The organism is uncultured Chitinophaga sp., from assembly GCF_937898475.1.
Classification (GTDB): Bacteria; Bacteroidota; Bacteroidia; order Chitinophagales; family Chitinophagaceae; genus Chitinophaga.
This window is the reverse complement of sequence record NZ_CALEJS010000016.1, coordinates 251,347-267,277: the sequence shown is the minus strand read 5'-3', so window position 1 is coordinate 267,277 and position 15,931 is coordinate 251,347. Positions and strand designations below refer to the sequence as shown.

The window sequence follows — 15,931 nt, the reverse complement described above, 5'->3', positions numbered from 1 at the left end:
ATTTAGTAACCTGGACCTGCTGCCCCGCCTTCCTTTACGATGGCTACGCTGGCACTGCAACCCAGCTTGGTGGCGCCTGCTTCGATCAGATCACGGGCAAAGGCAAAGGTACGAATACCGCCGGAAGCTTTTATCTGCACATTGGGCGGCAGGTGTTTACGCATCAGCTGCACGGCCTCTATACTGGCCCCTTTTTCGGCGTAACCGGTAGAGGTTTTTACGAAGTCCACTCCCAGCCCGCCGTATATTTCGCAGCACCTGATGATTTCTTCTTCCAATAATATGCCACTTTCAATGATCACCTTGATCACCTTCTGCTTATTACGGATAATGGGTAATATTGTTGTGATCTCTTTTTCCAGGTATTCCCAGTCCTTATTCCGGACGGCGATCAGGTTGGCCACCATGTCCAGCTCATCCGCACCGTCAATAATAGCCAGCACTGTTTCGGCCACCTTGGCCTCCACGGCGGAGTAACCGAAGGGGAAGCCTATTACGGTAGCTGTTTTAACAGTAGTGCTGCCAACAAAGGTTTTTGCCATTTTAACAAAGGGCGGAGGCACGCACACCGCTGCAAAGCCATATTCTACCGCCTCCATGCACAATGTTTTAATGTCTTCCAGGGTGGTAACCGGCTTAAGTACAGTGTGGTCTATATATTTGTTCAACTTCATGTAATGAAGGTTTTCCCCGGCGAAAGTACCACAAAAAAAGCGGGCCGTAAAGGCCCGCTTGTAAAAATTATAATATGTTATATACTTCAATTTATTGTCACAACATCACAGGTCTTTCCCATGACATTGTTTGTACTTCTTGCCGCTGCCGCAGGGACAAGGATCGTTACGTCCTACCTTGGGGCCTACACGTAATGGCTCTTGCCTGGCCTGCTCCGCATTGGCGGCATATTCCTGTTCTTCAACGGTGGCAGGGGCTCCCTGGCCGTTACCCTCAAATTCCTGGTGAGAGGCGCGCATACGGCTCATATCTGTTTTCTGCTCACGGCCTTCGCGGATCTGCTCCTGTTGCGGACGGTCTTCCCTCACCGGGATACCACATTTGCACAGGAACGAGACGATGTCGCGGCTGGTTTCGCCATCCATTTGTTTGAAGAGGTTAAAGGCTTCAAACTTGTAGATCAGCAGCGGATCTTTTTGCTCATATACGGCACTCTGTACAGACTGTTTCAGGTCGTCCATAGCACGCAGGTGCTCTTTCCAGGCCTCGTCTATCAGCGCCAGGGTAATGGAGCGCTCCAGTGCATTCAGGGTTTCCTGTCCTTCGGTATCAATTACCTTCTGCAGGTTAGCCAGCACGTTCACGCCCTTTTTACCGTCAGTAAAAGGAATGGAGATATTCTCTATATGGTGACCCTGTTCTTTATGGATCTGTGTGATCACAGGCAGGGTTTGCGCAGCTATATCCTGTTTCTTACGGTTATAATTGTCTTTAGCCTGGTGATACAGTTTGGTAGTCAGCAGTGCGATATCCGTTCTGTTCAGTTCTTCTGCAGTGATATCAGTATCCACTGAGAAGTTCATGATCACATCCAGTTTGAACGCTTCGTAGTCGCCGCTTTCCTTGTGGGTGGCAATTATACCTTCTGCTACATCATAGAACGCGTTGTCTATATCTATGGCCAGGCGTTCGCCAAACAGGGCATGGTTACGCTTTGCATATATTACCGTACGCTGTTTGTTCATCACATCGTCATACTCCAGCAGGCGTTTACGGATGCCGAAGTTGTTCTCTTCCACTTTCTTCTGCGCACGTTCAATAGAGCGGGTGATCATGCTGTGCTGTATCACTTCACCTTCTTTGTAGCCCATACGGTCCATCAGTCCGGCAATACGGTCCGAGCCGAACATACGCATTAGGTCATCTTCCAGTGATACGAAGAACTGGGAAGTACCGGGGTCGCCCTGACGGCCTGCACGACCACGCAGCTGGCGGTCTACACGGCGGCTTTCATGCCTTTCCGTACCGATGATGGCCAGGCCTCCTGCTTCTTTTACGCCGGGGCCCAGCTTGATATCCGTACCACGACCCGCCATGTTGGTGGCGATGGTTACGGCTCCGGGTAAACCTGCTTCCGCCACGATCTGGGCTTCGCGGGCGTGCTGTTTTGCGTTCAGAACGTTATGCTGGATCTTCTCAAAGGTGAGCATTTTGCTCAGCAGCTCTGATACCTCTACGGAGGTGGTACCCACCAGTACCGGGCGGCCTTTTGCCTTTAAGGTTTTGATCTCGTCTATAACGGCTTTGTATTTATCGCGTTTGGTTTTGTACACCAGGTCTTCCGCATCTACACGGGTAATAGGCAGGTTAGTGGGAATGGTTACCACATCCAGCTTATATATTTCCCAGAACTCGCCTGCTTCCGTTACAGCTGTACCGGTCATACCGCCCAGCTTGTGATACATACGGAAGTAGTTCTGAAGCGTAATGGTAGCAAATGTTTGTGTAGCGGCTTCCACTTTCACGTTCTCCTTCGCTTCTATGGCCTGGTGAAGGCCGTCTGAATAGCGGCGTCCTTCCAGGATACGGCCTGTCTGCTCATCCACTATCTTCACTTTACCATCCATCACCACGTATTCAACATCCTTGTCAAAGAGTGAATAGGCTTTCAGCAACTGCTGTACGGAGTGAATGCGGTCTGATTTCTGTGCAAACTCCTGCAGCAGTACATCTTTGCGTTGCAGTTTCTCTTCAGGGCTGAGCGGCAGCTTTTCTATTTCTGCAATTTCAGAACCAACGTCGGGTAGTACAAAGAAGGAGGCGTCTTCACCTGCCTGTGTGATCAGGGCGATACCTTTATCCGTAAGGTCTACACTGTTGTTCTTTTCATCTATATGGAAGTAGAGTTCTTCGTCCACTTTCGGCATTTCACGCTGCTGGTCGGCAATATAGTAGTTCTCTGCTTTCTGCAGTAATACTTTGATACCTGGCTCGCTCAGGTATTTGATCAATGCGCTGCTCTTCGGGAAACCTCTCCAGGCGCGCATCAGGGCCAGACCACCTGTTTTGGGGTCGTCTTTACCTTCTGCGATCAGTTTCTTGGCTTCATTGAGGAACTGGTTCGTTACTTTCTTCTGTACTTCTACCAGGCGTTGTATACGGGGCTTCAGCACATGGAACTCCTGCTCTTCGCCGCGGGGAATAGGGCCGGAGATAATGAGCGGGGTACGCGCATCATCGATCAGTACACTATCCACCTCATCCACCATGGCAAAATGGTGCTTACGCTGTACCATTTCTTCAGGGCTGTGCACCATGTTATCACGCAGGTAATCAAAACCAAATTCGTTGTTGGTACCGTAGGTAATGTCTGCCAGGTAAGCATTGCGGCGCTCTGCGCTGTTGGGCTGGTGTTTATCGATACAGTCTACGGTAATACCCAGGAATTCGAAGATGGGGCCGTTCCATTCGGCGTCACGACGTGCCAGGTAATCGTTCACGGTTACAATGTGTACGCCTTCTGCAGCCAGTGCATTCAGGTAGGCAGGCAGGGTAGAAACCAGCGTTTTACCTTCACCTGTCGCCATTTCTGATATTTTACCCTGGTGCAGCACCATACCGCCTATCAGCTGTACATCGTAGTGCACCATGTTCCAGGTCACTTCACTGCCCGCGGCGGTCCAGGTGTTTTGCCACGTCACTTTGTCACCTTCAATGCTGATATATTTCCTGCTAACTGCCAGTTCTCGGTCCAGCTGCGTAGCAGTAGCTTCGATAGTGGTGTTCTTTGAAAAGCGGCGTGCTGTTTCCTTTACAACTGCGAAAGCTTCGGGCAACAGCTGATCCAGGATCTCTTCGATCTGTTTGTCGCGGTCTTTTTTAAGTTTATCTATTTCCTGGTAAATACTGTCTTTGGCAGATACATCCGCTTCATTTTCAGCGGCTTCCTGCCTGGAAGCGATAGAAGCGTCTATGTTGGCCAGGTGTTCCTTTATCCGGTGGCGGAACTCCTGGGTTTTATTGCGAAGCTGGTCCACAGGCAGGGATTGCAATTTTTCAAACTCCTCATTGATCTGCTTCACGCGGGGCATGAGCGACTTGATATCTCTTTCCGACTTATGCCCGCCAAAAATTTTTGTCAAAAAACCTAACATGAGTATAAATTAATGAATGCAAATAATTAAAGGGTTTATCCCTATACCTGTATACCATAGAATGGCATGGGTATGGGCATTATGGATGTAACTCAAATAGTATGCTTGAAAATGCAGGTGACAAGCTGTCAGCAGTACCTGTTTTTACAAGGACTGTAAAATTAGGAAAAAAGCGTCAAGCCGCAAGCTAAAAGGCAGCGGCCGTACCAATACCGGTTGACGGCTAGCCACATTGTTTTATTCTCCCCCTATTTCACTCAATAACTGGCGATGTGTACAGAATTTTCCGTTCTTTTTCAGGAAGTGAAGGAAAGCAGCCAACTTTTGCTGAATTTTTACGCCAGACACGTGGCGGATGTAGGCAGGCAGCGTATACTGATCCAGCGGTGATAGTTCCCATGGATGAAAATAGAAGGATAGCAGTCCATCCCGCTTCAGGATCGTTTTGCTAAAATGCCGGCTCATCCACAAAGGCGCATTTTTTACACTCAGCCAGAACACCGGGTAGCGGCAGATGGGGGACACTGCCGAAGGCACTATCCAGATACCGTTCTCTTTGAACGGCGTTCTTGGCCGGTGCCAGTTGTTATAGCGCCCCGGCAGCCAGGTAGGATTCAGCGATGCATCGTAGTGGTAGCCCGCTATACGAAGTTCATCCAGGTTAACCGGTTGCAGGCGCGGCATCCGGAAACCGGTTACCGGCTGTCCGCTGATCTGCTCCAGCATGAGCCGCGAAGCTTCCAGGTCGCTGGTTTGAAAGGCGTGGTGATAGAAGGCATGGGACGCTACTTCATGTTCAGATGCGATCTGCTGCACCAGCTCCGGGAAGTGCTGCGCCCAGTATGCGGTAATAAAAAAGGTGGCGCGTACCTTATATAAGGCAAATAATTCCAGTACCTGCAACACGCCGGTGTATGATACCGCCAGTTTTTCTGTCGGGCTAACCTGTCCTCCAAATTCTTCCGGAATATCAAATTCTTCTACATCAACACTGATCAGTAGTCTGTTGTGGTTGGCCATGGGGTCTTTTTTGTTTCCCGTTGAAGGATCTTCAGGTAGTTCCTGAACTCCCGTGTTAAAAGACAGACGCTGAAGGAAGAGAAGCCTATCCCGGGGCGGCAGCTGATAGGCAAAGGCTGTATCTGAAGCCCAGGATCCTTGCTGGCTTTGTACATAAATTCACTGTCATACAGAAAACCCGGAACCCGGGTAGACAACATCAGTTCCCTGCCGCGGGCGTTGAATCCCTTTAATCCGGCCTGCGCATCGCTGATATGTAAGCGTAGTACCATACGGTTCATTGTCCTGCTTAATAGTGTGAGCATTTTACGCCTGGAGGGCAGCGCCTGCAGATAGGCGTCTCCTCTTTCTCCGGCTACCACATCGGCACCGCACTGCAGTTTAACATATGCCGCCATAACGGCCTCCGTGCCAAATGGGAAATCCAGGTCAGTACAGATCTGGTAACGGTGTCGCGATCTTTTCACGCCTTCCCTGATGGCATATCCCTTTCCGCGGTTTAGCGCATAGCTAACAATTACGATGGAGGGAATAGCAGTTTCCAGCCGCTTTATCTGGGCGGAGCCAAACTGGCGGCTCGAACCATCATTCACCAGAATCAGCTGCAGCGGTGCAGGGGCCAGTTGTTGTTTTAAAATACGGTAATGTTTGATCAGGCCGTTTTCCCATCCTTCGGGGGGATTAAAACACGGCAGGATAATATCTACACCGGCGTCAGGCTGTGACTTATCCGCCAGTCTTACTGAAAGTAAAGGGACGCCTGCAAATGATAAAGGGTCGGAACTTAGTACAGACATATTAAGATGTAAAACCTATATATTGTAATTATAACGGTGAAGACTATTACATACCCCTATGACAATCAATGAAAAATAATTCAAAAGTACCGTCCCTCTCAGCCGGGTAAAAAAAGCGCACAAGCGTTTGGCATAACATAGATGAAAGTGTACTGTTAATTACTGTAAATCAGTGTTCAAGCGGTGCAAGAATGCAGTATGTTACCGCGACTTTAAATATGGTAAGAAAGTTTAATTGATGGCTGAGGAGCGCTATCAGATTAAATAGTATAACAGTCTTGATAGACAGGGCTAAATATCTCTTTATTTGCCTGCGGGAATTAAAAATATGCAATAAGTTTTTATAAATTTAGACGTTTTTAAGACACTTTAACTATTTATTATAACCAAATACCTAAAATTCACACGATTATGGAAAATCAGATACAGTCCCGTAAATTATTTGTTGCCAGCTGCTTTGCATTGCTGGTAACGTCATTATCATTTGGTATCAGGGCTGGAATACTGGGCCGCTTGGGGGTGGAGTTCCATCTGAGTGTAAAGGAATTAAGTATCATTACCAGTACTGCATTCTGGGGTTTTCCGCTGGCAGTGGTGATCGGAGGTTTCATAGTTGACCTGGTTGGTATGAAGCGATTGCTGGTAGCGGCTTTTGCGCTGCATTTACTAGGTATTATACTTACTGTGTTCGCTTCCGGTTTCTGGTCGCTGTTCATTTCCACTTTATTCATCGGTATGGCCAATGGTACCGTGGAAGCGGCTTGTAACCCCCTGGTGGCTACTATTTATCCGAATGACAAGACCACCAAACTGAACCACTTTCATCTCTGGTTTCCCGGCGGTATCGTAGTAGGTACATTGCTGGTGTTCCTCTTTAACCGTATTGGCCTGGGATGGCAGATCCAGGTGGCCAGTATGATCCTACCTACACTGATATACGGTTACCTGTTCCTGAAGCTTGAATTTCCTGTAACAGAAAGGGTGGCTTCCGGTATCTCTTCCAAAGATATGTACAAGGCAGTGGCCAGTCCGCTGTTCATCTTTATGTTCATACTGATGTTCGGTACCGCTATCACCGAGCTGTTTACCGGGCAGTGGATTGAAGTATTGCTGAAGAACGTTACGGAGAATGCCATCCTGATCCTTGCATTGACCGCCGGTGTGCAAACACTGGGCAGGGGCGTGGCAGAGCCGGTAGTTCACCGGATGTCGCCCACCGGCGTATTGCTGGTATCCGCTATCTTATCTGCGCTGGGCCTTTATATGCTGGCTACCGTAAGCGGTAACATGGTGTTCCTGGGCGCTTTCATCTTCGGTCTGGGGGTTACCTATTTCTGGCCCACTATGCTGGGTTTTGTATCTGAAAATATCCCCGCATCCGGTGCGTTGGGCATGAACCTTATGGGGGGCGCCGGTATGTTCGCGGTTTCCGTATATATGTATTTTATGGGAGGTTTCTATGACAGCATTCTTGCCAAACAGTTACCGGCAGCCGCTTCGCTGGATGCCTACCGCTCTGCCGCAGCAGGTACTGCAGAAGCTGCCGCATTCACCAATGCACAGGCCGTAGCGGGACCAGAAATTCTGAAAGTGACACTGGTGATCCCTATTATCCTGATAGTAGCCTTTGCGGGTCTGCATATTTACATGAGATCAAAAAAGAAACAACAATTGCAAACAATTAAAGCGTAGTAATAATATGAACCGTAAGCTAAGAATGGGAATGATCGGAGGCGGAAAGGATGCCTTCATCGGAGCGATCCACCGTATTGCCGCCAACATGGACGGCCTGATCGAATTGAAAGCGGGCGCATTAAGCGTTAACCCGGACATCGCTGTGGAATCAGGAAAATTGCTGTTCCTGGCGCCAGACCGTATTTATACGGACTTTAAAACCATGCTGGAGAAAGAGGCAGCACGCCCTGCCGAAGAGCGGCTTGACTTCGTGACCATCGTTACGCCTAACTTTGCCCACTTCGAGCCCGCTATGCTGGCGCTGGAAAAGGGTTTTAACGTAGTGATAGAAAAACCTATCACCTTCACCCTCGACGAAGCCAAACAATTGAAGGCTAAAGTTGAGCAAACCGGTCTTACCCTGCTGCTTACACATACCTACACCGGCTATCCGCTGGTAAAACAAGCCCGCCAGATGGTGAAAGACGGCGCGTTTGGAAAGATCCGCAAAGTATGGGTAGAGTATCCCCAGGGCTGGCTGAGCAAAATGTCTGAAAAAGAAGGCAACGCCCAGGCTGCCTGGAGAACAGACCCCAAACGTTCCGGTAAAAGCGGCTGTATGGGAGACATTGGTACCCACGCCGCCAACCTGGCGGAATATATCACCGGCGCCAAGATCGAAAAGATGTGTGCCGATCTGAATATACTGGTGCCAGGTCGCGCCCTGGATGATGACGGCGGTGTGTTGCTGCGCTTTGACAATGGCGCCGCAGGTGTGCTGCAGGCATCACAGGTGGCTGCAGGTGAAGAGAATGCACTCAAAATAAGAGTGTACGGTGAAAAAGGCGGCCTTGAATGGGCACAACATGAGCCCAACACCCTGCTGGTAAAATGGCTGGATCAACCCACACAGATCTACCGCGCCGGCGCCAACTACGGCGGCTACCAGAGCAGCTATGCTGTTCACAATACCCGTACGCCTGGCGGCCACCCGGAAGGCTATCTCGAAGCTTTCGGCAACCTGTACCGCAACTTTGCCTTAACCCTGATGGCTAAACTGGACGGCCAGCAGCCTTCTCCCGAAGTACTTGACTTTCCCAGTGTGGAAGAAGGTGTTCGCGGCATGGCTTTCATCGATAACGTAGTAAAGTCATCCCAGAGTGAACAAAAGTGGACAGTGTTTGAAGTATAATTAACAATTAAAATGAATAATTAATAATAACCCGGACAGCCGTCCTGTATAGACCACAGCTCCGCAATTATTAATTATTCATTTTTAATTATTAATTAAACGGATAACAATTAATAATTAATAAGCCTGACAACCGTACATTAGGACATCCCTGTCGCAATTATTAATTATTCATTTTTAATTATTAGTTAAAAACGGAGTCATGAAAACAATCAAAGGCCCTGGAATATTCTTGGCGCAGTTTGCCGGTGATGCTGCGCCTTTCAATAACCTGAAAAGTATTTGTGAATGGGCGGCTGGCCTGGGTTTTAAAGGGGTGCAGATCCCTACCTGGGTAAGCAGCTTTATCGATCTGCAAAAGGCTGCCGAAAGCAAAACCTATGCAGACGAAATAAAAGGGATTGTAAACGCCGCCGGACTGGAGATCACAGAGCTGAGCACGCATCTCCAGGGACAGCTGGTAGCTGTACATCCCGCTTACAATGAACTCTTTGATGGTTTTGCACCGGAGCAGCACCGCGGTAACCCCGCCGCCCGAACAGAATGGGCGGTGAACCAGCTGAAGTATGCGGCAAAAGCGAGTGCCAACCTTGGACTGAAAGCACACGCCACCTTCAGCGGAGCGCTCCTGTGGCACACGGTGTACCCATGGCCGCAGCGTCCCGCCGGCTTGGTGGAAACCGGGTTTAAGGAACTGGCCAAACGCTGGCTGCCCATCCTCAACGAGTTCGATGCCAACGGCGTAGATCTTTGCTACGAGATACACCCCGGTGAGGATCTGCACGACGGTGTTTCCTACGAACGCTTCCTGGAAGCCACCGGCAACCACGCCCGCGCATGCCTGCTGTACGATCCCAGCCATTTTGTATTACAATGTTTGGATTATCTGGAGTATATTGACATCTACCACGAGCGGATCAGGATGTTCCATGTAAAAGATGCGGAATTCAATCCAAGTGGCCGCTCCGGTGTTTACGGGGGCTACCAGGGCTGGATTGACCGCCCGGGCAGGTTCCGCTCCCTGGGCGATGGACAGGTGGATTTCAAAGCCGTATTCAGCAAACTGACCCAGTATGATTTTGACGGCTGGGCAGTAATGGAGTGGGAATGCTGTATGAAACATCCGGAAGACGGCGCCCGCGAAGGCGCCCCGTTCATCAGGGATCACATCATCAGGGTCACCGAAAAGGCGTTTGATGATTTCGCCGGTACAGGCGCCAACGAGGCGCTGAACCGTAAAATATTGGGTCTTTAAAAGTCATGTGTAAGGAAGCGATTAGCTGCTGGCTAAGCGCTAATTTTTAATAATTAAACTATCAACAAACTAACAATGAGAAAGCGATTTTTGGCGCCGTTTGTGCTCAGTGCATTATTCTTTGCAGCATGCGGTGGCGGACAGGATAAGAGCAACAGCGAACAGTCAGGCTCTGGTACCGCTCAGGAAGAAACCGCAGTAGACACTTCGATGGTATCACCCGGTGCAAATGCCCCTGTGCCCAAAGGTAAAGCGCTGATCGATGATCAGGATTGCAAAACCTGCCATAAAGTAGATACCAAACTCGTTGGTCCCGGATATAAGGAGGTAGCTGCCAAGTATCCGAATAACGATGAAACCATCGAAATGCTGGCCGATAAGATCATCAAAGGTGGCTCCGGTAACTGGGGAGAAGTGGCGATGTTGCCCCATCCTACCTTAGCAAAGGAAGATGCAAAAGAAATGGCGACATACATCATGTCTTTAAAATAGATTGATTTAATTACGCAGAACGCTTAACGCAAAATGCCGAACGCATCCTGCATTTTGCGTTAAGCGTTCTGCATTAACCGTTAGGTATTTACCCAGGAAACCATGCGGCCGCTGTTACCGGCGCGCGTAGAAAATCATTGCCAGCATACACCCGGAGAATATACGGTGGCGGAACCCAGGTTCCGCTCATAAAAAACAACAAGGAAAACCAATTATTCTTGTATACTTTACAGGCTGCTAAAATTCTAAAAGTACTCAGTTATGAAGAAGATCCTGATAAGCTCCGCCCTTTTACTGGGAGCATTGATCTGCACGTCTGAATCAATGGCGCAAAGTGTTAACAAGCTCTCGGCCAAAGAGCAAAAGAACGGCTGGAAACTACTGTTTGACGGCACTACCACCAATGGATGGCATACTTACCTTCAGAAGGATGTAAGCCCCGCCTGGAAAGTAGTGGACGGCGCCCTTGAACTGGATCCCGCTGCGAAAGAAGGCGGCGCTCATGGTGGCGACCTCGTTACCAACGATGAATATGAGAACTACGAACTGTCCCTGCAATGGAAAATATCCGAAGGCGGGAACAGCGGTATTATCTTCAACGTGCACGAAGACCCGGAGTTCAAACAAACCTATCTCACTGGTCCTGAAATGCAGGTACTTGATGACGCCAAACATCCTGACGGCAAGATCACCAAACACAATTCCGGCGATCTGTATGACCTGAAGAAGTCTGCAAAGAACGCCGTTAAACCGGTAGGAGAGTGGAACCAGGTAAAGATCCGCCAGAAAGACAAACACCTGACCCTGTGGCTCAACGGCGTAGAAACCGTATCTGTAGTGATCGGCTCAGACGAATGGAAAGAACTGCTGGCCAACAGCAAATTCAAAACCTGGCCCGGCTTTGCCAAATACAGCAAAGGCCACATCGCCCTGCAGGACCACGGCAATAAAGTTTGGTATAGAGATATTAAAATACGGACCCTCTAAACTCAGTAATGAAGAATTAGTATTAATAATTAAGAATTAATAATTAGTGCAGGAGTGTCCTGACAGGGCACAATAGCGGCAATTCTTAATTCTTAATTATTAATTGTTGATTCCTGATTGACGCTCAAATCCACCTTATGTTCACAAAAAAACTCTCCCTCCTGCTGCTCCTCGTTGGAGCCCTGTTGTCACTACAGGCAAAGCCCAAAGCAAAACCTAAACTGCTGGTGTTCTCTAAAACAACGGGCTTCCGGCATGACGCCATACCGGTTGGCAAACTGGCCATGATAAAGCTGGGCAACGAAAACGGTTTTACAGTAGATACTACCGAAGATGCCAGCGTGTTTACCCCTGAAAATCTTAAACAATATTCCGCCATCATGTTCCTCAGTACCACCGGCAATGTGCTGGACGAAGCACAGCAGGCTGCCATGGAAGCGTATATCCGTAACGGTGGCGGATTTATTGGTATTCATGCAGCCACAGATACCGAGTACGACTGGCCCTGGTATAACAAACTGGTAGGCGCTTACTTCCTGAGCCATCCTAAACAGCAGGAAGCCAAACTGCTGGTAGTAGACCGCAACAACGCAGCCACCAAACATCTGCCGGAACAATGGGTACGTAAAGACGAATGGTATAACTTTAAAAATATAAATCCAGATACCCATGTGCTTATCAAGATAGACGAAAGCTCATATGAAGGCGGAAAGAACGGGGACAACCATCCCATGTGCTGGTATCACAATTTTGATGGCGGCCGCGCCTTTTACACAGAACTGGGCCATACCAAAGAATCCTATGAAGATCCGCTGTATCTGCAGCATGTGTTGGGCGGCATCCGCTACGCCATGGGTTCACACGGAAAAAAGAAAGCATAGAACGCACACACTGAAAAATGAGATACATACTTCTTATTACCGTCATGCTGGGCATGGGCGCCCTCATGAGCGGTTGCAGCAAAACCCGTCCTGGTAAACCCAAAGTACTGGTATTTTCCAAAACAACGGGTTATCGCCATGCAGCTATCCCTGCCGGTATCAAAGCCATACAGCTGTTAGGACAGGAAAACGGCTTTGATGTAGACACTACAGAAAATGCAGCCCGCTTTACCGAAGACTCCCTGCAGCAATACGCAGCTGTAATCTTCCTGAACACGACCGGTGATATACTGAACAATTACCAGGAAGCTGATTTTGAAAGATATATCCAGGCAGGCGGCGGCTTTGTAGGTATACATTCCGCTACTGATACAGAATATGACTGGGGATGGTATGGTAAAATGGTAGGCGCCTATTTTGACAGCCATCCTCCCGGCGTGCACAAAGCCACCCTCAGGGTAAAGGATAAAACCTTCCCCGCTACCAAAGAACTGCCCGACAAATGGGAGCACACAGATGAATGGTATAATTTCAGGAACGTGAACAAGAGCACCCATGTGCTGATAACGTTAGACGAAAAGACCTACCAGGGCGGCACCATGGGCGCCGATCACCCCATCAGCTGGTATCACGAATATGATGGTGGCCGCGCATTCTATACAGCGCTGGGCCATACCGAAGAAAGCTATAAGGAAACCGCTTTTCTGCAGCACATCCTCGGCGGTATCCGTTATGCCATAGGCAAAAACCAGATCATGGACTATGCCAAAGCTACCACCAAAAGGGTGCCCGAAGAAGACCGCTTTACCAAGAACGTACTGGTATCCGGTGAATTCTTCGAACCTACAGAGATGGCCATCCTGCCAGATCTCAGCATCCTGGTGGTACAACGCCGCGGAGAGATACTGTTATGGGATCAGACTAACCGCAAACTTACACAGGTAGGCAAGCTGAATGTATATCACAAAACAGATGTGCCCCACGTAAACGCAGAAGAAGGCCTGCTGGGCATTACCGCCGATCCGGATTTCAAGAACAATCACTATATATATATGTACTATTCACCGGCAGATACGTCTGTGAACAGGTTGTCCCGCTTTAAGTTTGAGAATAACCAGTTAGACACCGCATCTGAAAAGGTGATATTGCAACTGTACTCTCAACGTCAGATCTGCTGCCACACCGGCGGCTCGCTGACCTTTGGCGGCGATGGCCTGCTGTACCTCTCTACCGGCGATAACAGTACTCCCTTTGACGAACCCGGGCAGAAATACGTGAGCAAAGGCTACGCCCCGCTGGATGATCGCCCCGGTCATCTCCAGTATGATGATCGCCGTACCTCGGGTAATACCAATGACCTGCGCGGTAAGATCCTGCGTTTGAAAGTGAACGCAGACGGCACCTACGGTATTCCTGAAGGCAACCTCTTCAAACCCGGTACACCTGGTACCCGCCCTGAGATCTACGTAATGGGTACCCGCAACCCTTACCGTATTTCGGTAGATAAAAAGACCAACTACCTCTACTGGGGCGAAGTAGGACCTGATGCCAATAACGATGATCCTAACCGTGGCCCGCGTGGTTATGATGAAGTGAACCAGGCAAAGAAAGCAGGCAATTTTGGTTACCCCTTCTTTGTGGGGAACAACTATGCCTATCATGCATATAATTATGAAACAGGTGAAAGCGGTCCTGCGTTTGACCCGGCCAAGCCGGTGAACAATTCCCGCAATAACACGGGCCTCAAAAACCTGCCGCCTGCGCAGCCTGCATTTATCTGGTACCCGTATGCTAAGTCGCCCGACTTCCCGCAGGTGGGCAGCGGCGGCCGCAATGCCATGGCAGGACCTGTTTATTACAGCGAATTCTATCCGAAAGAAACTCGCTTTCCTGACTACTACGATGGCAAGCTGTTGATATATGACTGGGTACGCGGCTGGATCAAAGCCGTAACCATGAACGCTGATGGCAGCTATTCCAAGATGGAGCCCTTCATGGAACACACCAAGCTGAATGCGCCTATCGATATGGAAATGGGCCCCGACGGCCGGTTGTATATACTGGAGTATGGCAACGGTTGGTTCAGCAAGAACCCCGACGCTGCACTGGCCCGTATTGATTACAACGGCGGTAACCGTGCGCCCAAAGCAGTGCTGAACGTAAATAAACTTACCGGCGGACTGCCCTTTAAAGTAAAGCTGAACGCAAAGAATTCTATTGACCCGGATGGAGATAAACTTACTTACCTGTGGTTCTTCGGTGATGGCAGTAAGAAGGAAACCACCGAGCCTGAAGTAGAATACACTTATTCCCAGGCCGGTGAATACCCGGTAGCGGTAGAAGTGTCTGATGATAAGGGCGCACACACCCGCAGCTATACCACCACCTTGTACGCCGGTAATGAAACGCCTGATGTAAAGATTGCTATCACCGGCAATAAGATGTTCTACTTCCCCGGTAAACAGGTACACTATACCGTTACAATAGACGATAAGGAAGATGGTAGCAGTGCAAGCGGTAAACTGGATGCCGCCAATGTTTTTGTAAAGGCAGAATACGTGGAAGGTAAAGATAAAGCAGCCCTGCCGCAGGGCCACCAGATCATCTCCGGCGCTATTGCAGGCAAGAACATCATGGAGTCCAGCGATTGTAAAACCTGTCACAAGCTTGATGAAAAGTCCATCGGTCCTTCCTTTAAGGAAGTAGCGGAGAAATATAAGAACGATCCTGCTGCACCTGATTACCTGGCCGATAAGATCATTAAAGGCGGCGGCGGTGTATGGGGTGAAACAGCCATGTCTGCACACCCCACCATCACCAGCGGTGAAGCGCACCAGATCGTAGAATGGATCATGTCGCAATCTGCAGACGCTAAAAAGCCGGCATCATTGCCGCTCACTGGCGACATTGATCCTACGGTAGGCAACCCGCTGAAAGATAAAGGCGTGCTCTACCTGCTGGCCAGCTATACAGATAAAGGCGGCGCCGGCATCAAACCTATTACCGGCACAGCAGCGGTTGAGCTGTTCAATTCCAGACTGGCAGCCGGCGAATATGACAAAGCAGATGGCGTTTCCACCTATAATGCCAATGGTTTGAAATTGCTGATACCAGCCGCCAATACACAGGGCTGGGCCGCTTATAATGATCTTGACCTGACAGATGTAAATGGCATTGAAGCCGTTTACTTCCTGCAACAGGTGCCACAGCATGGTTATGTGGTAGAGGTTTTCCTGGATAACCTGCAGGGAACTAAACTGGGCGAAGTAACCATCGGGCCCGGCGCTAAAGTTGGTGCACCCAACACAGGACTGATCAGCTTCAGCCCGCTTTCAGATGGAAAGAAACATACCCTGTATTTCCATATCAAAGCGGCGGACCCGGCAGAGCAAACACCGCTGGGAGTAGGTTACTGGCAATTATTGTCGAGATAACATAGATTATACATGCTATTTAATTAAATAGGGGCCGCTCAGCAAAGAGCGGCCCCTTTCTGTTGCCAAACCCCTTCCAAATCCCGGAAT

The 15,931-nt window shown here is 49.3% G+C and carries 11 protein-coding genes; 7 read left to right on the top strand and 4 right to left on the bottom strand.

Features of this window, described 5'->3' with window-relative positions; genetic code table 11:
* Positions 1-2: 2 nt before the first annotated feature.
* The 4 genes from deoC to Q0577_RS10915 form a co-directional block, all read right to left on the bottom strand.
* Positions 3-674, bottom strand: coding sequence for a deoxyribose-phosphate aldolase (gene deoC / locus Q0577_RS10930; protein WP_298735976.1), 672 nt, complete (start codon positions 672-674; stop codon positions 3-5).
* Between the two features lie 105 nt (positions 675-779).
* On the bottom strand, positions 780-4,109 hold the full coding sequence (gene secA, locus Q0577_RS10925) for a preprotein translocase subunit SecA (RefSeq protein ID WP_366884224.1): 3,330 nt from the start codon (positions 4,107-4,109) through the stop codon (positions 780-782).
* A gap of 237 nt (positions 4,110-4,346) precedes the next feature.
* Positions 4,347-5,129, bottom strand: a complete 783-nt coding sequence (locus tag Q0577_RS10920) for a polysaccharide deacetylase family protein (RefSeq protein ID WP_298735972.1) — start codon at positions 5,127-5,129, stop codon at positions 4,347-4,349.
* Positions 5,105-5,926 (bottom strand): glycosyltransferase, encoded by an 822-nt coding sequence (locus Q0577_RS10915; RefSeq protein ID WP_298735970.1) that lies wholly within the window; start codon positions 5,924-5,926, stop codon positions 5,105-5,107. The genes Q0577_RS10920 and Q0577_RS10915 overlap by 25 nt, the downstream gene beginning before the upstream one ends.
* 411 nt (positions 5,927-6,337) lie before the next feature.
* Here Q0577_RS10915 and Q0577_RS10910 point away from each other — a divergent pair, with 411 nt between their 5' ends.
* From Q0577_RS10910 to Q0577_RS10880, 7 genes are all read left to right on the top strand, one after another.
* Positions 6,338-7,618: an MFS transporter gene (locus tag Q0577_RS10910; RefSeq protein ID WP_298735966.1), complete on the top strand. Its 1,281-nt coding sequence runs from the start codon at positions 6,338-6,340 to the stop codon at positions 7,616-7,618.
* 7 nt (positions 7,619-7,625) lie between these two features.
* Complete coding sequence (locus Q0577_RS10905; RefSeq protein ID WP_298735964.1) at positions 7,626-8,792, top strand: Gfo/Idh/MocA family oxidoreductase; 1,167 nt, start codon at positions 7,626-7,628, stop codon at positions 8,790-8,792.
* A 202-nt stretch (positions 8,793-8,994) separates the two neighbouring features.
* Positions 8,995-10,047 carry a sugar phosphate isomerase/epimerase gene (locus Q0577_RS10900; protein ID WP_298735962.1) on the top strand — a complete coding sequence of 351 codons (1,053 nt, stop codon included), beginning with the start codon at positions 8,995-8,997 and terminating at the stop codon, positions 10,045-10,047.
* Positions 10,048-10,122: 75 nt separating this feature from the next.
* Positions 10,123-10,539 (top strand): c-type cytochrome, encoded by a 417-nt coding sequence (locus Q0577_RS10895; protein WP_298735960.1) that lies wholly within the window; start codon positions 10,123-10,125, stop codon positions 10,537-10,539.
* 261 nt (positions 10,540-10,800) lie between these two features.
* Positions 10,801-11,526, top strand: a complete 726-nt coding sequence (locus Q0577_RS10890; protein WP_298735957.1) for a DUF1080 domain-containing protein — start codon at positions 10,801-10,803, stop codon at positions 11,524-11,526.
* 137 nt (positions 11,527-11,663) lie between these two features.
* Complete coding sequence (locus tag Q0577_RS10885; RefSeq protein ID WP_298735955.1) at positions 11,664-12,407, top strand: ThuA domain-containing protein; 744 nt, start codon at positions 11,664-11,666, stop codon at positions 12,405-12,407.
* Positions 12,408-12,424: 17 nt separating this feature from the next.
* Positions 12,425-15,841, top strand: a complete 3,417-nt coding sequence (locus Q0577_RS10880; RefSeq protein ID WP_298735953.1) for a ThuA domain-containing protein — start codon at positions 12,425-12,427, stop codon at positions 15,839-15,841.
* Positions 15,842-15,931 lie beyond the last annotated feature (90 nt).

What these genes read in the sequence shown, in the direction of transcription:
- Q0577_RS10900 (WP_298735962.1), top strand. Translation starts at nt 8,995, where the DNA reads ATGAAAACAATCAAAGGCCCTGGAATATTCTTGGCGCAGTTTGCCGGT.
- deoC (WP_298735976.1), bottom strand. Translation starts at nt 674, where the DNA reads ATGAAGTTGAACAAATATATAGACCACACTGTACTTAAGCCGGTTACC.
- Q0577_RS10895 (WP_298735960.1), top strand. Translation starts at nt 10,123, where the DNA reads ATGAGAAAGCGATTTTTGGCGCCGTTTGTGCTCAGTGCATTATTCTTT.
- Q0577_RS10880 (WP_298735953.1), top strand. Translation starts at nt 12,425, where the DNA reads ATGAGATACATACTTCTTATTACCGTCATGCTGGGCATGGGCGCCCTC.
- Q0577_RS10920 (WP_298735972.1), bottom strand. Translation starts at nt 5,129, where the DNA reads ATGGCCAACCACAACAGACTACTGATCAGTGTTGATGTAGAAGAATTT.
- secA (WP_366884224.1), bottom strand. Translation starts at nt 4,109, where the DNA reads ATGTTAGGTTTTTTGACAAAAATTTTTGGCGGGCATAAGTCGGAAAGA.
- Q0577_RS10905 (WP_298735964.1), top strand. Translation starts at nt 7,626, where the DNA reads ATGAACCGTAAGCTAAGAATGGGAATGATCGGAGGCGGAAAGGATGCC.
- Q0577_RS10885 (WP_298735955.1), top strand. Translation starts at nt 11,664, where the DNA reads ATGTTCACAAAAAAACTCTCCCTCCTGCTGCTCCTCGTTGGAGCCCTG.
- Q0577_RS10910 (WP_298735966.1), top strand. Translation starts at nt 6,338, where the DNA reads ATGGAAAATCAGATACAGTCCCGTAAATTATTTGTTGCCAGCTGCTTT.
- Q0577_RS10890 (WP_298735957.1), top strand. Translation starts at nt 10,801, where the DNA reads ATGAAGAAGATCCTGATAAGCTCCGCCCTTTTACTGGGAGCATTGATC.
- Q0577_RS10915 (WP_298735970.1), bottom strand. Translation starts at nt 5,926, where the DNA reads ATGTCTGTACTAAGTTCCGACCCTTTATCATTTGCAGGCGTCCCTTTA.